The following is an 18,483-nucleotide window of genomic DNA, read 5'->3' as shown; positions in this document are numbered from 1 at the left end:
CACCTGCGGCCAGCCATGGCGCAGGAGGCAATCTTGCACTAACAATCAACACGGACCACTCAGTGGGGGCCGGTCAATCCTGTTCACCCAGTTGATCAACTTCATCGCGCTTGCCCAGACTGACGCGACGCTGGTCGAAAGGGAATGCAGCGAACATGGGCTCGACTGGAAGGAGGTCTGGCTGCTGCGCGGTGAAGCTATGATGCAAGAGCAAGAAGTTCCGGCGTTCCTAAAGGCCATTTAAGCAGAATAGTCTGGCCATGCCGGGTGAAGAAGACTTCCGCATTCCACCCAGTTGCAGTCATCAAGGGGGGCGGTGCTCGAACCTGAAAGCCGCCTGGCGGCTTTCGGCGGAAGCAGGCGCTTGTTGCTCTGATTGGGAATGACCGGGTCTGGGTCGACAGCTGCCGGAAGTTCTTGGGACAAAACAGTCATTCCTAGTCGGATTGCCAAAGGTCAACTTCTGACAATAGCTGATATTCATGCATTTCGTGGGTCTGCATAAAGGGACACCTTGGGAAATCTGTCCTGCGCCAAGCGTTTGGAAGCTCGTTTCCGGCGAAGGCGAAAGCCGGTCGGATACGCCGAAACAGGCCGCCGCACGCACCTGGCCAAGGTTGGCGCGGAGGCAGCGACGAGTATGCGCCGCGTCGGCCAGTGACCGCAGCGATGGCTTAGCTCGCCGGGGTGCGGTTCAACGCCATGTCAGCCGCATCCGTTTCGATCTGCAGATCGAGCTTGTGGCTCTGGCCGTCGAGCGGGAAACTCACTGTGTTAATCGAAAGGCCGTCGAGGCTGGCGAGAGCGTTCGGCCCGCGCGTCACCGTGATTAAGCAGCGCGTTGCGCCGACCGAAATCGTCGCGGAGAAACCGGGCCAGCTATCAGGCAAAACCGGAGCCAAGGTAACGCTCTTGCCAGCGCGCCGGATGCCGAGGATGCCCTCCACTCCGGCACGGTACATCCAACCGGCAGCGCCAGTGTACCACGTCCATCCGCCGCGCCCTTCATGCGGCGCAACCGAATAGACGTCGGCAGCGACAACATAGGGCTCGACCCGGTAACGGCCTGCGTCGGCCTCGGTCAGTGCGTGATTGATCGGGTTGAGCAGCGCGAACAGGTTGGCGGCGCAATCGCCGTCGTCAAGCTCCGCATAGGCAAGGATCGCCCACATAGCAGCGTGACTATATTGACCACCGTTCTCGCGCAGCCCCGGTGGATAGCCTTTGATATAGCCTGGATCGTGCTCGGCGATGCCGAATGGAGGCGTGAAGAGCAGCGCGAGGCCCGGATCGTGACGTACCAGCTTTGCTTCGAACGACGCCATTGCCTGGCGTGCCCGCAGCGGCTCGGCAGCTCCGGAAAGAACCGCCCAGCTCTGAGCGATCGAATCGATTTGGCACTCGCTGCCGGTTGATGTGCCAAGCCAGGCACCATCGTCAAAAGTGGCACGGCGATACCATTCGCCGTCCCAGGCCGTCGCTTCGATCGCCGCGCGCACGCTTTCGGCATGGGCCCTCCAACGCCGGGCACGATCGGGTTCGCGGCTGTCGGCCAACGGGGCGAACATCGCCACCGTGCGGATCAACAGCCACCCGAGCCAGACGCTCTCACCGCGCCCATCCGCTCCCACGCGGTTCATGCCATCATTCCAGTCGCCACTGCCGATGAGCGGTAAGCCGAGCGCGCCCGTCAGCTCGAGGCACTGATCAAGACCACGCGCACAGTGTTCGAACAGCGTCGCGGTCTCGTCGTTCACCAACGGTTGAAAAAAGCTGTCAGCTTCGCCCTGAACAAGCAGCGGCCCGTCCAGAAACGGTAGGACTTCATCAAGGACGGTGTCGTCGCCGCTGGTCGTGACATAGTTCGCGGTTGCAAACGCCAGCCAGATACGATCGTCCGAGATGCGCGTGCGCACGCCTTGTCCCGTATGAGGAAGCCACCAATGCTGAACATCACCTTCGGGAAATTGCCGACCGGCTGCGCGCAGAAGATGTCGTCGCGTTTCTTCGGGCTTCGCCAGCGACAGTGCCATGCCGTCCTGCAGCTGGTCGCGAAACCCATAGGCACCGCTGGCCTGGTAAAATCCGGCACGCGCCCAGATCCGACAGGCGATAGTCTGATAAAGCAGCCAGCCATTCAGCATGATATCCATCGCGCGGTCGGGTGTGCGCACCTGAACCGTCCCGAGCACTTCCGACCAATGTTCCGTCACCCTGGCGAGCTCGGCATCGATATCGGCGGCACCGTAGCGCACAACCAACTCGCGCGCCGCTTCGAGCGAGCTGGTCTGTCCCAGCAAGATGACCACATCCACGCTTTCGCCCGGCGCTAGATCGATCACGCACTGCAGCGCCGCGCACGGATCAAGGCCAGCACCAGTGCGTCCCGACAACGGAGCGGCGCTCATGAGGGCGGCCGGTGCCGCCATCGCGCCGTTGCGGCCCAAGAACTCGGTCCGGTCCCCCGTCCAGCTGATCTCGCGCGCGGAGATACAGGCAAACGCGAGGCGGTCAGCGAAGCCTGCGTTCCAAGGATTGCGGGCAGTCAGCGCACCGCTTTGGGCGTCATGCGCGGTGATGATGAACGGCGCCGTCATACCGCGGGCGGTGCCAAGCACCCATTCGGCATAAGTCGTGACCGAGAGCTGCCTGGCGCGATCCGAACGATTGGTCAGCCGCACCCGCGATATTCGCAGCGGATCGGCGAGTGGGACGAAGTGCAGCAGATCGACCGCGATCCCATCGGCCTCGTGCTCGAAGCGGCTGTAGCCAAAGCCATGGCGCGCAACATAACGACCCGCGTCGCGCACGGGTAGCGCGGTTGCGCTGAATACCGCGCCGCTCATGGTATCCCGGATGTAGATCGCCTCGCCTGGAGGGTCGCGCACAGGATCGTTCGACCAGGACGTCAGCTGGTTTTCGCGACTGTTCTGTGCCCAAGTGTAGCCGCTGCCCTCGGCTGAGACCTGCATGCCAAATTCAGGATTGGCGATGACATTGACCCAAGGGGCCGGGGTCGATGCTCCGTTCTCGAGAACCGTGACATATTCGGTTCCATTCCGATCGAAACCCCCAATGCCGTTAAAGAATTCGAGGTTTGGAACGGGCGCCGACGCGGACGGCACAAGCGCGCCAGACCGCGAACTTGAGAGGATGGATTTCTGCACTGGAAGCGAGAACAGTCGATTGAGCTGCTGGTCGAGCGGGCCGCGCCGCGCACTCAACACGACCCGTGCCACCGCCAACAACAGCTCTCGGCTTTCAATTGCCATCAGGTCGGCTCGGAGAACTCGTACCTCCCCGCAGGTAAGGGTCCCGCGACGCTCGAGCGCGGTAGCATCGCTCCGCACCGCTGTTTCGATCGCGGACTGAAGGTCCTGCAGATACGACGCCGCATGTTCGTTGATTATGACGACATCGACATCGAGGCGCTTCATTCGCCAATATTCATTTGCACGGAGCAGTTTGCGGACCTGCCCCATATCCTCCACGTCGTCGATGCGCAGGACGATGATCGGTCGATCGCCGGAAATCGACAGCGGCCAAAGCCCCGACTGTGACCCTGCCCCGCGCTCGATCGTGGCGCTTGCAGGTCGAAAGCGCGGGTCACTGTAGAGCAAAGGCGCGGCGAGCCGCTGGAAGTTGCCTGCCTCGTTCGGTGAAACCCCAAGGTGGCGAAGCTGAACCTGGGCTTGTGTCCAGGCGAGCGTCTGCGTGCGCTCGAACCCGCTCGGGTCGCGATGGCGCTCGATGATCTGCAGAAGCTCTTCACGCGACGCCGCGACGAGCGTCCAGAACGCCAGACGTGCAAGCTTGCCCGGCGCAACGCGGACCTGCTGGCGCAGCGCGAATGCAGGATCGAGCACGGTGCCGACGGAGTTCGACAAACGGGCACCGGCGACCAGCGCTTGTGCGTTGGCAAGGTCTCTCCCACGGCCCAGGAAAGCCGCACGGTCGGTTTCATGACTTTGCTCGCCGACCGCATCACCTTCAACGACGCATAGATGCGCAACCCAAACGGGCTGTTCATGGGGCTCGCGCGGCCGACGCGTCGCAATCAGTGCGCCGTATTCGGCGAGGTACTCGGTCTCGACGAACATTTTGGCGAACGACGGGTGAACGGTGTCCGCGGTGGCATTCGACAGGACCAGCTCCGCAAACGACGTCGCCTCGATGATCCGCGTTCGGCGACCCGCGTTGGTGAGGGTCACGCGCCGGACTTCGCCAGCTCCGTCTTCTGCGACCATCACTTCGGTGGTGGTCGTCATCGATCCATGGTGCCGCACAAAGGTCGCATGATGTTCGGCGAAGACAACCGAATCGCTATCCGCACGCGTGACCATAGGCTTCGCAGTCGCGCTCCATGCGGGTCCACCGGCGACGTCGCGCAGCACGACAAAGCTTCCCCAGTCGTCCCGCGTCACGTCCTCTCGCCATCTGGTGATCGCAAGGTTGTGCCAGCGACTATATCCACTGCCGGTGGCGGTCACCATGATCGCGTAAGCGCCGCTGGACAAAAGATGGGTGACCGGTGGGCCGCCATCGACCGGCGACGGCGTTCGCACCGCGGGGCTGCGAGAGATCGCCTCGGCTGCGGCGCTGTTCACTTCTTCGGCGCGTGGATGCCCAATGGCGACGTCGCGCGGCATGCGCTCCTGCAAAAGCAGCGCGCATGATTGGATCATCGGCTCCCGGTGGAAATAGGCCCGCATGCGACCACTGTGCAAAGTATTGAAAATCGCAACGATCGTCATCCCCTGATGGTGCGCCATGACATTGCGAACGATGGCGACAGTGGCGCCGTCGCTCAGCCGGCTGCGGGTGAAGTCGAGCGCTTCGAAAAAGCCGTAACGGCCCAGTGCGCCAAGTTTGGTCAGGTGCTCGTAATTGCGCACAGCCGCTTCGGCATCGACCATCGCAGCCAAACCCGTCGCGTAGGGCGCGACAACCAGATTTTCCGACAGCCCGCGCTTCAGCCCAAGTCCGGGCACGCCGAAATTCGAATATTGGTAGGTGAGCTCCAAATCGCGGGCATTGTAGGCGGATTCGGAAATTCCCCACGGCACTCCGACAGACAGGGCGTAGCTGCGCTGCCGGTCGACCACCAGACGGTTGGTCTGTTCAAGCAAGCTGCCTTCGGGTGCTCGCATGACCAAGGATGGCATCAGGTATTCGAACATCGACCCCGACCACGAGATCAGTGCCGATGCGCGCCCCAGCGGGGTTGCGACGCGTCCGAGGTGGAACCAGTGCGCTGTCGGCACATCGCCCTTGGCGATCGCGAACAAGCTCGCCAATCGCGCTTCCGAGGCCAGCAGATCATAGCAGCTGCCATCAAGAACATTGGCGGTGAGCGAATAGCCGATCGACATGAGCTTGCGATCAGGATCGAGCAGGAAACCGAAGTCCATTGCCAGCGACATCGAACGTGCAGCATCTGCTACCGCCTGTAACCGCGCCTCGAGAGCTGCTGCCGGATCATCGCATGCAGCCGGATCGCGGCTGTGACTTTGGATCGTCGCCACCACCGCCTCTAACCAGAACGATAGATCGTCAGCATTGCCTGGGACATCTGCTGCGGCTTGCGTCGCGGCATCGGCAATGACTGCAAGTGGCTCGCCGTCGACAAGCTGCCGGGCAATGTCCTTCAAACGTCCCGCCATGGCCCGTTGCGAACGCGGGTTTTCGGCAAGCGCCTCGCATGCCAGATCAAGCGCGTCGCCAACGCCCGAGCGGGCATGCGGGGATATCAGCGATTGGCGCCACATCTCGCAGGCATTGGCGAGTGCAATCAGGTGGCCGGCAAGGTTGCCGCTGTCGACCGACGAGACATAGGCAGGTTCGAGGACACGCAAGTCGCGTGTTTCATACCAGTTGAAGAAATGACCACGATGTCGCGGCAGGCGCGCCATCGTCGCTAGCGTCGCTTCGAGCCTGCTAACGGCGTCAAGGGTTCCCAACCAACCAAAATCGCGCGCGGCGACAACGGACAACAGGTAAAGCCCGATGTTTGTCGGCGATGTCCGATGCGCGATGACAGGGTGCGGTGTTTCCTGGAAATTGTCAGGCGGCAGGTCGTTTTCGAGCGGCGTCACAAAGGTCTCGAAAAATCGCCACGTTCGACGGGCCGTTTGCCGCAAGCTGGTGGCATCATCGGCCGCGAGAACTTCCCGCTCCCGCCCCCGTGGCGGCCGACTGGCAAACCATGCTACCGCCGGTCCTGCCAGCCAGAGCGTCGCGACCATGAATGCCAGAGGCGCAGTCGTTGGGGTGAGCCAAGCGGCACCCGTCAGGACGAGGAGGGCCAGCGCAAGCCCGCCGACCATATCACGATAGCTGTCCTTCACATCGAGCCGAGGACGCTGGCCTGCCTGTGCTGCCGTCGTCCATTCGAGCATATGGCGGTGCGTTACGGCAAGTCGCCAGATTGTGCGGATCACCGCATCGCCCATCCGCCATGCGCGGTCGGCAAGCGTGACGGTTGCAAAGCCAGTCTGCTGCGCTGCCAACCCCAGATCGTCCGCCAGAGCAGCAAGGTGATTGCGCAGCCGAATATCGGCATGGCGTGGCACAAGTGCAAACACCACGGGCAGCAGCGCCGGGATGGCGATCGAACCGAACAGCAGTCCTGCCGCCAAGCAGGCTTGCCCATCTGTGAGAAACAGTCCGGTTGCAAACGCCAGAACAGTTGCAGGGGCGAGCAGCGATCGACGCAGATTGTCGGCCATCTTCCAGCGCCCGAGCGGCGAGAGTGCTTGTGGCCCGCTGCGATGATCGAACACCCACGGTGCGAGCTGCCAGTCGCCGCGGGTCCAGCGATGCAGGCGCATGGCCGCAACGTCGTACCGCGATGGGAAATCCTCGACGACTTCGACATCGGACGCGAGACCCGCGCGCGCGAAAACGCCCTCGAACAGGTCATGGCTGAGCAAGGCATCATCGGGCACACGGCCAGCCAGCGCAGCTTCGTATGCATCGACGTCGTAGATGCCCTTGCCCGTGTACGACCCTTCGCCGAACAGGTCCTGATAGACGTCGGAAATCGCGGCAGCATACGGATCGAGGCCAGCCGGACCCGACGAGATCTTCTGAAAGAGCGAACCGTCGTTGCCAAGGTTCAACGAGGGCGTGACGCGCGGTTGCAAGATCGCATACCCGCCCGTGATCCGCCGTCCGTCCGCCGTAAATTGCGCCTGGTTCAGCGGGTGCGCCATCTTGCCGACGAGCCGCACCGCAGCGTCGCGCGGCATCCGGGTGTCGGCATCAAGCGTGATGACGTAACGCACATCATCGGGCAGTTGCGGCGGACGCCCGCTAACCGGGATGAAACTGGTGTCATCCGCACCGCGAAGCAGCCGGTTCATTTCATGCAGCTTGCCGCGTTTGCGCTCCCAACCCATCCAGCAGTTTTCGCTCGCACTGAAGACGCGGCGCCGATGGAGCAGCCAGAACCGCTGCCCCGCCGGGCCTTCACCGTAACGCTCGTTGAGCGCATCGATTGCGGCGAGCGCGACGGCCAGCATTTCGGCATCGCCAGCCAGCACTTCGGTGGTCGAATCGACGCCATCGAGCACCAGCACAAACGAAAGGTCGCCGCTGCTGCCTGAAAGGTGATGGACTTCGAGCGCCTCGATCTGTTCGAGGATATCGGCCTCGCTCGATAACATCGTCGGTATCGCCACCAGCGTTCGCAGTGTGGGTGGGATGCCGTCGGCAAGTTCAAGACCCGGCAGCATGACCGCGCCGACGCCCGATGCGACAGCGCGGTTGACGAGCGCCGTCGCGACTTCGCTGGCAGGCAACACCGCCGCGATCGCGAAGACCAACAGCAGCCATGTCGGCGGTGCCGCAATGATCCATAGGCTTGCAACCAACAGCATTGCGGTGGTCAGGATGATGGCAGCGCCGTAGCCGGGGAGCCCGAGCGCAACAGTCATGCGCGCCAGTCTGAGGCGCGGCGGCGTGCGGAATGCGATCGCTTGTTCGAGCGCCCGGCGACCCTGTCCGATCAGATGAAAGCCGGGATCAGCGGCAGGCCCTGCGGCCGCGCTTCGTGCCGCCACAAGTGCACGATCCGTGATTTCGAGTTCCAATGCCGACGAACCACGCCCAAGCGCCTCGATGGCGTCGCGGTAAAGATTGCGGCTCGCGAAATCCATTGCCGCAAATCCAGGGTCCGTGTTCAGGGCCGCGTCGACAAGGCAGACGCTTTCGAACAGATCTCCCCAATTGATGTCGGAGATCAACCGCATGCTCGTGATGACATTGCGCACCGAAACGTTCGATGCGCCAAGCCGTTGCTGACTGTGTTGGACGACGTCTTCGATCGTGCTGCCTTGCGTAGCCAACCGCTCCGTCAACCAAGCCAGGGCGGGCGTGGTCAGCGGGTCCTGACTGCGCAGAAGCTTTGCAAGCTCGGCAGCGAACAGCTCGGACAAGGGCGCCACCGCCCGTGCGGCGATGTCTGCATCAAGCGCGGTCCGCCCTGCCCCCTCATCAATCAGCCGACTTGCCAATGAGGCCGCGTCTCGGCGCTCGTTTAGTCCAATTGAAATGCGATCGGTTAATCGGCGTAGATTTTCGACCAGCACGATCCGCAAGGTGATCGCGACCGCCCAAAGCTCTCCAATTTGAAGCGGCTGTACACGCTGATACGCCGCCAAGAAGCATTTGAGCGTCTCAGGGTCGAAGTGGCTGTCGGTATGAGCAACGAATGCCCACGCAAGACCAAAGACGCGCGGATAGCCCGCGAATGGGCCGTCGGCGAGCTTGGGCAGCTGGCGATAAAAGCCGGGAGGCAAATCTTCTCTGATTTCGCGGATCTGCGCTTCGACGAGATGGTAATTGTCGAGCAGCCATTCAGCCGCAGGCACAACATCACGATCATTTTCGAGTTCGACGGCGCTTGTGCGGTAAGCAGCCAGCAGAACGACTGCATTGTCATCGAGGCGGGCGCGCAGCCCCGATACGGCCGGAGGTCGGTCTGTTACCGTCTGCGCTTCTGCGAGGGTAACAGCATGCTGCTCGAGACGCTCCAACCCAAATATCTCGTCGCGGATTGGCGTTGTGTCGCACCACAACGCTGACTTTGCTGATCGCGAAGCCCAAAAGCGCTCAAACGAAACCATCAGTGCCCTATCTGCGCGCGCGGACGCTCGCGCTGTGCTGGATTATCGGCTGGGGAGAAGCGCAGCAGCCTGGTTACGCCGAGCGCAAAGCGATCGGAGAAGCAGCCGGGAATGTGATGGATGACGGGCTGCGCATAATGTTCTTCGGCAAGCGCGTGCGCGTGGGGCTGGAGAATTGTATTTAACCATGTACGGCGTCCTTTGTGGCGCCGATATTCGAGGTTACGCGATTGAGAAATTGTCTCATCGACCTTCCGGATGCCCGAGCCAGGGTGGTAACGTCTAGCCACCAGCAAGAGTTACGGCCTTCATATCGTCCGCGTCCTGTAATCGTCCCGGAAGCTATTTGTCAGCCTTCTGGCATCAGCGCCCTATCCAAGATCAGGTTTACATGACCGAGCTCACGCGCTTCTTCCCACCGGGACCGCAAAGTGCTTCGTGTCGAAGCGCGATCCCGAAAACGGAGGGGCGGCTTCTGGCGCAATCAGACATTCAACTTCGCTGTCGGGAGTGACCGGGTCTGGGTCGGGAGCCGTCACTGCTAAGCGCGGACCGCAAACGGTGGTTTTGCCGCACTTCTGGCAAATTCCTGCCGTTCAGGTGACGACCCCGTTGCGGACGGTGCGGCGAGTGATGCACCCGAGCACAGGGTGTAGAAAATATTTGACATCAGGCATGATGGTGTCATCTATGTAGAAGATATTCTACATGGGAGAGATCGATGTCATTCCGCGAACGCTCTGCTTGGGTGATGGGCTGCACACTTATCCTGATTGGCGGATTTTATCTCAAGCTGGTGATTGGTGATGGTGTGCCCCCGTCATTTGCCGCTGTGCCCTTTGTGCTTGGCACCATTGTTGTGTCGATAGCCGCGCAGGTTGTGCTTGCCGTAATCTCGCCTCGCGAAGCCTCTAGCCCCGTCGACGAACGCGAACGGTTAGTGATCCAAAAAGCCACACATTTTTCGTCATATGTCTTGGCAACCGGCGTAGTTGTGGGCCTTGGCATGTTTATGATCTCGCAAGATGGGATGAAGCTGTTTCACATCGTGCTTACATCACTCATTCTCGGACAGATCGCCGACTACGGCGCACAGATCTTCCTGCTGCGATCAAGAGTTTGAGTCGTGGGTAAGCCACCCCCAATTACCAATCGGGTCCGTGAACTCCGTGAGGCTCATGGCCAGATGAGCCAGGCAGCCTTGGGAGAAGCGGTCGGAGTTTCTCGCCATACGATCATTGCTATCGAGCAGGCGCGCTATTCACCCAGCCTTGAGACCGGCTTTCGCATTGCGAAGGTGTTTAATGTCGGATTGGAAGACGTATTTGGTTGGGAGGGTGACTAACGACCCGAGAGCAGACGCAGCTTTTGCAGGTTCAGAATTGTTATGGTGCCTATTCAGGAGTAAATTCGACAGGCTGACGTCGAAGTCGGAGGTTACCCATGCGATCCATCCAACTGCTACTCGCCGCGTTTGCGCTCCCCCAGGCTGCCTGTGCTCAGGAAAGCCCGCACAGTGAACCGAGCAAGAATTTCGGATCAGTCCCTGATGACGAGATCTTCAAAGCAGCGGGTTTTGAGCTTTCCGACAGATCATGGCGTAAGTGCGGGGATCCCGGGACCGTTAGTTATGAACCTGGCACAATCATGGAGCGAGGCGATTTTAACGGCGATGGCCTTTTTGACGCCATTGTAACCGAAGGGGGCACCTACTGTTTTGGGATGACAGGCTATGGCTTTAACCTCGTCTCGCAGCGGCAGGATGGTACATGGCGCATCTTGGACGAGCGTATCGGTATTCCCAGGTTCCTTGAAACAAAGGGTGCGGAGGGTTGGCCCGATATCGAAGTTGGAGGCCCAGGATTTTGCTTTCCGGTCATCCGTTGGAACGGCCAGGAATATGTGGTCAACCGCACCGAGTATGAGGCCGCACCTTGCAGCCAATAATGGCGGGCAAAGTCCGCTTTCCACCCAGCTGCGGTCATGGGCGCGGTCATTTCGCGATCCCGAAAACGGAATGGCGGCTTTCGGCGGAAGCAGACGATATCGTTGATGATCGGGAATGACTGGGTCTGGTCGGGAGCTGCCGGAAGGTCTTGGGACTTTCCTGCCGTCCCCAGTTCAACTTTCAAATGTCCGAATTTACCAGCAGCAGACATTTGAGGCGACAGAACCGAGTGACAGGTTCTGGGTCGGCAGCTGTCACTGCTCAGATCGAGCCGCGAATGGCGGCTTGGCCTTGCTTCTGGCAGATTCCTGCCATTCAGCAAACGACCCCATTGCGGACCTGAGTTGCGGCATTTATGCCGTTGGCCGACGCTAGGTGCAAATTATTCAAGGTCGAAGGCCCGGTAGTGAATCAGTTCGACAAAAAGCTGATGTCGCTCTGGATGGGCTGGGGCAAGCGGCTGCTGCCGTTTGCCGATGCCGCAAGTGACGATCTGCCGCTGTCTCGCCTGCTCAGGCTTTCACTCATCCAGTTTTCGGTCGGAATATCGCTGACCCTTCTGGTCGGCACGCTCAACCGCGTGATGATCGTCGAGCTTGAAGTGGCCTCGACGATTGTTGGCGTAATGCTCGCCCTGCCACTGCTGGTCGCCCCGTTTCGTGCGCTCATCGGCTTTCGTTCCGACACGCATCGTTCGGCGCTGGGCTGGCGCCGGGTGCCCTTCATCTTTCGCGGCACCATGATCCAGTTCGGCGGTCTGGCGCTGATGCCCTTTGCACTGCTGGTGCTCGGCGGTGCGCTGCAATCGGCGGCCTGGCCTTCATGGATCGGTCAGATCAGCGCGGCGGTGGCAATCCTGCTGGTCGGCGCGGGCGTGCATATCACGCAGACGGTCGGCCTTGCCCTTGCCACCGATCTGGCGCGCGAGGACCAGCAGGCCAATGTTGTCGGGCTGATGTATGTCAGCCTGCTGTTGGGATCGATTGTCTCCGCGCTGGCGTTCGGCGCTTTTCTCACCGATTTCACTCCCGGGCGGCTGATCCAGGTGATCCAGGGTTGCGCCGTGGTCACCGTGTTGCTGAACCTTGTCGCCACATGGAAGCAGGAGGCGCTCAATTCGAGCCCGCCGCCAACCGATCCGGCGGCCATGGCCGGGACGTTTCGCCAAAGTTGGGACAGCTTCATCGTCCAGCGTCAGGCGCTGCGCCGCCTGATCGTGATCGGGATCGGGACGCTGGCCTTCACCATGTCTGATGTGCTGCTGGAGCCCTATGGCGGTCAGGCGCTCGGCCTCGGGGTGGGCATGACAACGCGGCTAACCGCGATTCTGGCGGGGGGCAGCCTGGTGGGCTTCACGATCGCATCGCAGATCCTCAGCCGCGGCAGCGATCCGGTCAGGCTGGCGGGGGCGGGCGCACTGATGGGCCTGCCCGGCTTTGCAATGATCATTGTCGCAGCGCCGATCCAATCGGTCTCGTTGTTTTCGGTCGGCGTCCTGATAATCGGATGCGGTGCCGGCCTGTTCGGCCACGGCACGCTGACCGCCACGATGCGCGATGCGCCCAAGGGGCAGGTCGGCATGGCGCTGGGGGCATGGGGCGCGGTTCAGGCAACCGCGGCCGGAGCGGGCGCGGCGATCGGCGGCGCGGTGCGCGACCTCGCCCGCGGCCTTGTGATCGTGGAAGGATGGCCCCCGGCGATCTCCGGCTATGTTCTGGTCTATGTGCTGGAACTGGTCCTGCTGGCTGCGGCGCTGATCATCATGGTGCCGCTGCTGCGCCGCCCGCAGGAACAGGCCGGGCTGCTGCCGCGCGTCTGAGCGATTCCGCCAATGTGCCTGCGGGCGCGCTGGCTTCGGCTTCCAGATGAACCCGTGTCTGCGGCACATAAAGAAAGACCCGGCGCTTGCGGGCCGGGTCTTCCGTGTTGGGTGGTCCACGCCGCCCTTGCGGGCTGGATGGAATGTGCAAGCCTCAGGCCCCTGCGGACCTGCTGTGCCTTATGGAGCCGGTGCTGCAGCAGCCTCGGCAGTAACAGCGGCTCCCTGCCAGAAATCGGCAAACCACGTCGTGTTGCTGAGAATGGAGTAATGAACCGCGAGCGACGCCAGCACCAGAACGAGGAACATGATCGGAATGATCACATTCGGGCTGACATAGAGGAAAATACGACCTTCTTTCATCGTCTGGCCTCCCTTACTTGAGCCACGGCGTCAAAACGAACGCCAGCACATGAGCGGCAACGGCGATGCCGAAGTAAATCCGCGTCCCCCATTTCAGCCCGTCGTTGATTTCCAGGGCCTGCGCTTCCGTCAGCCCTGTTGGGTAAACCATTGTGTCATCACCTGCCATGTGGCGAACCTCCTTGATCGGTTACGGCATTCGCGGAAACTCGGTAATGACCCCAGCCTTGTTCCCTTGGGATGCAATTAGCGTGGATGTGGAATTCTCCATGAACCGCATCAGAAAATTGCGAATACGGCCATAGGCATCGAGTCGGGTAAGCGGCCTGATGCAAATTCAATGTTGCACTTTACAGGACAAACGTCAACTTTGTTGAACATATTGCAATGTCAATAAAAGTTGGCACCGATCACGCCTTCCCAAGGGGTACTGGCCGGTCCGGTGGTGGTCTCACGGGACGACCGTGAGTGGACGAGCGCCTGCCGGCGTCACGTTTTCACCAATCATCATGCGCTGCGCCAGACGATGGCCGATGCTGTCGGCCCGCCGCGTGAAATAAAGGCAGCTCTCCACCCGATTCTGTTGAAAAACTTGCCCTTCCAATGGCACTAAAGTATTGATTTCATTTCTTCGTTGGCAGTCTGAAATGACGCCGACGCGGTCGTAGAGCGGACGAAATGCCATGTGTATGGCCATTCCTGTGAGCGGATGAGTTGGCTTTGCACTCCCCTCTCGAGAGCGCCAACGGGCCCCATCCGGGTCTCTGGCGAAACAGAATTAAGGTGGAGGTGCGAGAAAGATTTGGGCTTGCACCGAACCTCTGCTAGAACGCCCTCGGGATCGACAACAATTGGGCTCCTTAACGGAGCGAAGGAGGTCGATATGTCCAATGCAGCCCGAGCCATCGACTGGGCGGATGACGTCAAGCGCTATGTTCCCAGTGCCGATAACGGCGCGATCGCCGGGATCGTGCGTCATAATCTTGTTGCGCTCAAAACCCGCGACTCGGCGCTGGTGTCGTTCGGCAATCCGGCCGACACGCGCGGTGTACGCGAAAATTTCTGCAAGAAGACGCTCGGCCTGTCCGATCCTGACGCCGTGCTCGACTCCGCCATCGGCGCAGTTGGCGAGCGGATGAGCGACACCACCTCGCCCCACCGGGTGACGGCATATTACCTTCTTGCCGACCATTTCGACAAGCTGGGACACTTCCGCGCGGCGCCGCCATCGGCCGAACCGGCCCGGCCCCTGGCGCCATGGGCGGCGACCATGTTTGACGGCCCCCCCCGGGGCACGTCCGTCGGCGGCCCCAGCACCGATCTCATGTTTGGGGCTCTGGCTGGTCTGAGCGGCGGGATCCTGGCGCTGGTTGCAGCGATTGCCAGCACTGCTGGTGGCTGACGCTTTGACCGCAAATCGCTATCGGCACCGAAAGCGGCCGCAACGGCAGAACGGCCGCACCGACCGCTCCTGACCTTATGGCACTGGAGAGAGAGCCAACGCACGGGCCGCGTTGTGTTTGCCCGGCCTGTGTGCCGCTCGCGAATCCGCAGACCAGGCGGAGCGTGTTTAGCCGCGCTGCCAGGCCGGCCCGGGCGAGGATGCGGCGGCGCCGTGCGAGTGGCAATCCTGCTCACGCGCGGCCAAGCGCTGAACGCTAGAGGCCCGTAGGCGTTGCCGGGTGGGCCCAGCGCTACCCCGGCAAGTCCGGATTGGTGCGAGCGACTGCGACATCATCCCCACCCAAGCTTACCCCGCTGATCGTCAATCGCTCCGACGACATCAACGTCGCTCAAGAGGCGTGGCTGTGGCTCAAGGTGAACCTTGCCTACCTGACCGGCGCCGTGGCGGTGCTGGTGATCGGGGTGATCCTCGCCCGGCTGCTGTCGAAATGGGCCGACCTCGCGCTGACCAGCAACACCCGGATCGAGCCGACGGTCGCCAAGTTCCTCAGCAACATCATCAGGTATGCGCTGTGAGCGGTGGTCGGCTTTATCGGAACGGAGGCCTACACCAAGTTCCTGCTGCGCGGGGACATCTTCGAATGATCGGCGGCGCTTCTCTCCCCGAGCTGATCGTCAGCACGCTGATCGTGCTCGGCGGCGCCTTTGCGCTGATCGGTAGCTGGGGGCTGGTGCGCTTGCCCTCGCTGTTGGATCGGCTCCACGGTCCGACCAAGGCGACTTTGATATCCCGACCGACAATCTCTGTGCCGCCGGGATGATGGCGGCAGATATTCAGGCGAGTTACGGCGATCAGCAGCTGATGGTGGTCTCTCCCGACGTCGGCGGCGTGGTGCGCGCGCGGGCCTTGGCCAAGCGCCTCGACAACGCCCCGCTCGACATCGTCGACAGCCTCGACAGAGTCCTGCCTTGGGAGGTGCTCGACACTTATGTCAGTCCGCCGGCCTCGGCCGATGGATTCGACCCGGATATGGTGGCCAATCTCGAGCCTCGGTTGCGAAATCTCGAATGCGACAAGCCCCACAAGCTCGGCGGGCAAATCGACACGGTCTATGGCGATCCGCTGAAAAAAGGGCACATCCTACTGTTCCAGCTTGCCTCAGACGCAGCGACTGGGTGGATCTGTGGCGCCCTTGGGCTAATTTATGTCTCGATCAATGCTGCTGACATGGAAGCTGGGAACTTTGACAGGGTCAGAGCTTGGCGGGAGGCGTGACGGGCGGTTCGCGAAGCAGACATTCCGGAATCCACCCACTTCCTGCCATTGCGGTAGACGATGGCAGTACCTGAAAGCTGCCGGTCAGCGTTTGCATTCGCCTGTGCGTTCGCTGGTCAGGCTCATTTCCATATTGGCCTTGCCGCCGGGCAGCTTGTCGTCGGCGATCTCGCCCGCCATGACCATTGTCACCTTGTCTGCGGTGTAAGTTCCAGTCATCGCCATCTTGGGCGCGCCGAAGCCGCCGCCGGTGCCCTCGCACACCATCGTGCCTGACATGGTGCCGCCGCCTTGCTTGAAATCCTCCATCGTGCAGTCGCCCTGCTGCATCGAGTTCGACATCGAGCGCACCCCGGCCTTGGCCTCGGCCTCGCTCATGCAGGCCTCGGTGGTCTGGCTCTGGCCGAGCATCGTCTTGGCACGCTCTGCGACTTCAGGGGGCGCGCCGGGGATGTCGAACTTGCTCATGGCCATCGTACTTTTCCAGTTGCCCGGATTAAGCTCTCCATCGGCCTGCCCGCAGGCAGCCAGAATGGCGATCAGCGGCAAGGTGGCAAGCGTTTGTTTCATAGAGGTTTCCTTGAAATGAGCGGGCTTCAATTGAGGCAACCGCAGGGGATGTATCCGGGGGTGAAGTTCACCGAAAGCCCGCCGGGCGCAAAGGTGCCGCCGCCCGCATAGGCTTCGGTCACGGTGTGACGGTGTGCAGCGCAATACTTCGCGCCCCGCGACATAATCGTCACGTCGGTCGCGCGTTCGATGGGCACGCTGGTTAGCTCATTGACGGTGATTTTCCATTCGCGCCCAACCGCGACCGCTTTGACCGGGGTTAAATCGGCCCAGTCCCAATAGCGCTTGGCTTCGCTCAGCGCGCGCGCCTCGGTCGCCGCGGTTCCGGCCCCGCCGCGCCCTGCGCCGCAGACTGCGGTGTTGCCCGCTTTGAAGATGCCGGGCGGAACGCGCAGCGTAAAGCTACCCTTGGCAACGACGTCCGCTTTCAGCTTGGTCTGAGCCTCAGTGTTTGTTTGGGGGATCACCTCCATCGTCACCGTGTGCGTCCCCGGGTTCAGCACACCTGCCATTATGGCGCGCGAGAGCAGTTCGAGGAAGGCGTCGGTACCCGGCGTCAGCTGTGCGTTGCCGGGATTGACGAATTGTCCGCGCCAGGTAGTCCATGTCTCGTGATCCTTGCGATTGCCCCAAGGGAAGATGTCGGTGTCGAAGGTCTGGCCGCCCACCGTAAAGCGGGCGATATAGTGGACGCCGTCGGCATAGACCTCGCGCGCGCCCACGCTGTTGGCGGCGGCAATAGCGTTGACGGCGGAATTTTCGGTGAAGACGCGGAAGAACATCGGTTCGCCCAACGTAAAGTCAGTCGCGATGTCGCTTTCGGTGATTGCGCCGATGCCGAGATCGCGGCGGGTGAACACGATCTGGCTCTGATGGGCGGCGTGGACGGCATTGTGGACGCCCTGATCGGGAATGCTGCCACTGCTTTGCAGGGACGACGCCTGTGCCGGACCGACGGCGGGCTGCGGGAGCGGGCGGCGCGTGGGCCTTTCCCGTGTGGGGGGCGCGGGTTTGCCGATCACATCACGCAACCGCTTGAACGGATCCTGCCCAGCGGCTTCCGTCCCAGCCAGCGCCGTGCACCCCAATGATAAAGCTGCGATCCAGATTTTGCGCATGATGCCCTCCCCGTGTGGCTTTGACGCTCCCATGTTGCGGCGATGATGACGTGCGGGCCATCCCCTCATCTGGCGGGGATGAGATTGAGGTCGAGCAAGGCGATAGTGCCACCGGAGAGTGGACAAGGCCCCGACCTCAGGGCACCACGAGCAACACCATGGCGCAAGGCACACAGCATCCCGCCCCCGAGGCACCGCCGCGTCCGGCCCGTGTCATCATCGTCGAGGATGACGAGCGGCTGCGGAGCTATGCCAAAGGGGCGCTGGCGGCGGCCTGGGATATCGCGGTAGTGGGCGATGCAGGCACGCTGGCCGATGGCCTGCCGCTGGTCGATCTGATGCCCGATCTGGCGCTGCTCGATCTGGGCCTGCCTGATGGCAACGGGATCACTGTGATTGAGGCGATCCGCACCAAGGTGCCGGCCTGCCGAGTTCTGGTCTTCACCGTTTTCGAGGATCGGGCAAGTGTGCTCGGCACGCTGAAGGCCGGCGCGGATGGCTATATCCTCAAGGATACCAGTGCCGACATGGTGCTGGCTCATGTCCGGGCGACGCTGGCGGGCGAGACCCCGATCAGCGCGCGCGCCGCGAGCCACTTGCTGAGCCTTGTGCGCGATGAACCTGTCGCAGAAACTGCCGGGCCTGATGCACCGCACCTCTCCCCGCGTGAACGCGAGCTGCTGGAATATCTCGCGCGCGGGTTAAGCCGCAAGGAAGCGGCGCGGGTAATGAACCTTTCGCCCTATACGGTCGCCGAATATGTGCAGGGCATCTACCGCAAACTGCACGTCAAATCGCGCGGCGAGGCGGTGTTCGAAGCGATTCAGGCCAAATTGATCCGCATCGACCGCGAGTAG

Annotated in this window: 17 protein-coding genes and 1 pseudogene; 12 read left to right on the top strand and 6 right to left on the bottom strand. The window is 61.8% G+C overall.

Annotation, left to right across the window (positions count from 1 at the left end; all coding sequences use genetic code 11):
• Positions 1 to 244 (top strand): hypothetical protein (locus GRI59_RS15850; protein ID WP_237440796.1); only part of this gene is annotated, 244 nt, incomplete at its 5' end.
• A 430-nt stretch (positions 245 to 674) separates the two neighbouring features.
• Here the strand turns inward: GRI59_RS15850 and GRI59_RS12925 are convergent.
• Positions 675 to 9,038, bottom strand: a complete 8,364-nt coding sequence (locus tag GRI59_RS12925; protein ID WP_202390961.1) for a glycoside hydrolase family 94 protein — start codon at positions 9,036 to 9,038, stop codon at positions 675 to 677.
• Between the two features lie 50 nt (positions 9,039 to 9,088).
• Here GRI59_RS12925 and GRI59_RS12920 point away from each other — a divergent pair, with 50 nt between their 5' ends.
• The 5 genes from GRI59_RS12920 to GRI59_RS12900 all read left to right on the top strand — a co-directional run bounded on the left by GRI59_RS12920 (position 9,089) and on the right by GRI59_RS12900 (position 12,895).
• Complete coding sequence (locus GRI59_RS12920; RefSeq protein WP_183363650.1) at positions 9,089 to 9,313, top strand: hypothetical protein; 225 nt, start codon at positions 9,089 to 9,091, stop codon at positions 9,311 to 9,313.
• Between the two features lie 536 nt (positions 9,314 to 9,849).
• Positions 9,850 to 10,251, top strand: coding sequence for a hypothetical protein (locus GRI59_RS12915; RefSeq protein ID WP_160761535.1), 402 nt, complete (start codon positions 9,850 to 9,852; stop codon positions 10,249 to 10,251).
• 3 nt (positions 10,252 to 10,254) lie between these two features.
• Positions 10,255 to 10,473, top strand: coding sequence for a helix-turn-helix domain-containing protein (locus GRI59_RS12910; RefSeq protein ID WP_160761534.1), 219 nt, complete (start codon positions 10,255 to 10,257; stop codon positions 10,471 to 10,473).
• A gap of 98 nt (positions 10,474 to 10,571) precedes the next feature.
• The gene (locus GRI59_RS15845; RefSeq protein ID WP_160761533.1) at positions 10,572 to 11,075 is read left to right on the top strand and encodes a hypothetical protein; all 504 of its coding nucleotides are present in this window, start codon (positions 10,572 to 10,574) and stop codon (positions 11,073 to 11,075) included.
• Between the two features lie 407 nt (positions 11,076 to 11,482).
• The gene (locus GRI59_RS12900; RefSeq protein ID WP_160761532.1) at positions 11,483 to 12,895 is read left to right on the top strand and encodes an MFS transporter; all 1,413 of its coding nucleotides are present in this window, start codon (positions 11,483 to 11,485) and stop codon (positions 12,893 to 12,895) included.
• 180 nt (positions 12,896 to 13,075) lie between these two features.
• Here the strand turns inward: GRI59_RS12900 and GRI59_RS12895 are convergent, their stop codons facing one another.
• The 3 genes from GRI59_RS12895 to GRI59_RS12885 form a co-directional block, all read right to left on the bottom strand.
• Complete coding sequence (locus GRI59_RS12895; RefSeq protein ID WP_160761531.1) at positions 13,076 to 13,258, bottom strand: light-harvesting protein; 183 nt, start codon at positions 13,256 to 13,258, stop codon at positions 13,076 to 13,078.
• A 13-nt stretch (positions 13,259 to 13,271) separates the two neighbouring features.
• Entirely contained in the window at positions 13,272 to 13,427 is a 156-nt protein-coding gene (locus GRI59_RS12890; protein ID WP_160761530.1) for a light-harvesting protein, read from the bottom strand.
• 282 nt (positions 13,428 to 13,709) lie between these two features.
• Positions 13,710 to 13,943 carry a hypothetical protein gene (locus tag GRI59_RS12885; protein ID WP_160761529.1) on the bottom strand — a complete coding sequence of 78 codons (234 nt, stop codon included), beginning with the start codon at positions 13,941 to 13,943 and terminating at the stop codon, positions 13,710 to 13,712.
• Between the two features lie 198 nt (positions 13,944 to 14,141).
• On the opposite strand from GRI59_RS12885, the gene GRI59_RS12880 reads away from it, so the two are divergent.
• The 5 genes and pseudogenes from GRI59_RS12880 to GRI59_RS15840 all read left to right on the top strand — a co-directional run bounded on the left by GRI59_RS12880 (position 14,142) and on the right by GRI59_RS15840 (position 15,938).
• Complete coding sequence (locus GRI59_RS12880) at positions 14,142 to 14,660, top strand: DUF2853 family protein (protein ID WP_160761528.1); 519 nt, start codon at positions 14,142 to 14,144, stop codon at positions 14,658 to 14,660.
• Between the two features lie 311 nt (positions 14,661 to 14,971).
• The gene (locus GRI59_RS12875) at positions 14,972 to 15,238 is read left to right on the top strand and encodes a mechanosensitive ion channel family protein (protein WP_183363589.1); all 267 of its coding nucleotides are present in this window, start codon (positions 14,972 to 14,974) and stop codon (positions 15,236 to 15,238) included.
• Positions 15,151 to 15,483 carry a cation:proton antiporter gene (locus tag GRI59_RS16060; RefSeq protein WP_419866804.1) on the top strand — a complete coding sequence of 111 codons (333 nt, stop codon included), beginning with the start codon at positions 15,151 to 15,153 and terminating at the stop codon, positions 15,481 to 15,483. The genes GRI59_RS12875 and GRI59_RS16060 overlap by 88 nt, the downstream gene beginning before the upstream one ends.
• Positions 15,435 to 15,611, top strand: a pseudogene (locus GRI59_RS12865) (phosphoribosylpyrophosphate synthetase); the annotation flags it as partial. The gene GRI59_RS16060 and the pseudogene GRI59_RS12865, both read left to right, overlap by 49 nt.
• 81 nt (positions 15,612 to 15,692) lie before the next feature.
• The gene (locus tag GRI59_RS15840; RefSeq protein ID WP_237440842.1) at positions 15,693 to 15,938 is read left to right on the top strand and encodes a DUF1963 domain-containing protein; all 246 of its coding nucleotides are present in this window, start codon (positions 15,693 to 15,695) and stop codon (positions 15,936 to 15,938) included.
• Between the two features lie 84 nt (positions 15,939 to 16,022).
• Here GRI59_RS15840 and GRI59_RS12860 read toward each other — a convergent pair whose 3' ends face one another.
• Together GRI59_RS12860 and GRI59_RS12855 are read right to left on the bottom strand one after the other, a co-directional pair.
• On the bottom strand, positions 16,023 to 16,508 hold the full coding sequence (locus tag GRI59_RS12860) for a DUF3617 domain-containing protein (protein WP_160761526.1): 486 nt from the start codon (positions 16,506 to 16,508) through the stop codon (positions 16,023 to 16,025).
• A 26-nt stretch (positions 16,509 to 16,534) separates the two neighbouring features.
• Positions 16,535 to 17,626, bottom strand: a complete 1,092-nt coding sequence (locus GRI59_RS12855; RefSeq protein ID WP_160761525.1) for a hypothetical protein — start codon at positions 17,624 to 17,626, stop codon at positions 16,535 to 16,537.
• 158 nt (positions 17,627 to 17,784) lie between these two features.
• Between GRI59_RS12855 and GRI59_RS12850 the strand changes: the two genes are divergently transcribed.
• On the top strand, positions 17,785 to 18,483 hold the full coding sequence (locus GRI59_RS12850; RefSeq protein WP_160761524.1) for a response regulator: 699 nt from the start codon (positions 17,785 to 17,787) through the stop codon (positions 18,481 to 18,483).

Source organism: Erythrobacter ramosus (assembly GCF_009828055.1).
GTDB lineage: Bacteria > Pseudomonadota > Alphaproteobacteria > Sphingomonadales > Sphingomonadaceae > Erythrobacter > Erythrobacter ramosus.
The sequence above is the reverse complement of the archived record's forward strand: the minus strand, read 5'-3'. Positions and strand labels throughout refer to the sequence as shown.

Coding starts and splice junctions, on each gene's coding strand:
- GRI59_RS12915 (WP_160761535.1), top strand. CDS start 9,850: ATGTCATTCCGCGAACGCTCTGCTTGGGTGATGGGCTGCACACTTATC.
- GRI59_RS15845 (WP_160761533.1), top strand. CDS start 10,572: ATGCGATCCATCCAACTGCTACTCGCCGCGTTTGCGCTCCCCCAGGCT.
- GRI59_RS12895 (WP_160761531.1), bottom strand. CDS start 13,258: ATGAAAGAAGGTCGTATTTTCCTCTATGTCAGCCCGAATGTGATCATT.
- GRI59_RS12890 (WP_160761530.1), bottom strand. CDS start 13,427: ATGGCAGGTGATGACACAATGGTTTACCCAACAGGGCTGACGGAAGCG.
- GRI59_RS12885 (WP_160761529.1), bottom strand. CDS start 13,943: ATGGCATTTCGTCCGCTCTACGACCGCGTCGGCGTCATTTCAGACTGC.
- GRI59_RS12880 (WP_160761528.1), top strand. CDS start 14,142: ATGTCCAATGCAGCCCGAGCCATCGACTGGGCGGATGACGTCAAGCGC.
- GRI59_RS16060 (WP_419866804.1), top strand. CDS start 15,151: ATGGGCCGACCTCGCGCTGACCAGCAACACCCGGATCGAGCCGACGGT.
- GRI59_RS15840 (WP_237440842.1), top strand. CDS start 15,693: ATGGTGGCCAATCTCGAGCCTCGGTTGCGAAATCTCGAATGCGACAAG.
- GRI59_RS12860 (WP_160761526.1), bottom strand. CDS start 16,508: ATGAAACAAACGCTTGCCACCTTGCCGCTGATCGCCATTCTGGCTGCC.
- GRI59_RS12855 (WP_160761525.1), bottom strand. CDS start 17,626: ATGCGCAAAATCTGGATCGCAGCTTTATCATTGGGGTGCACGGCGCTG.
- GRI59_RS12850 (WP_160761524.1), top strand. CDS start 17,785: ATGGCGCAAGGCACACAGCATCCCGCCCCCGAGGCACCGCCGCGTCCG.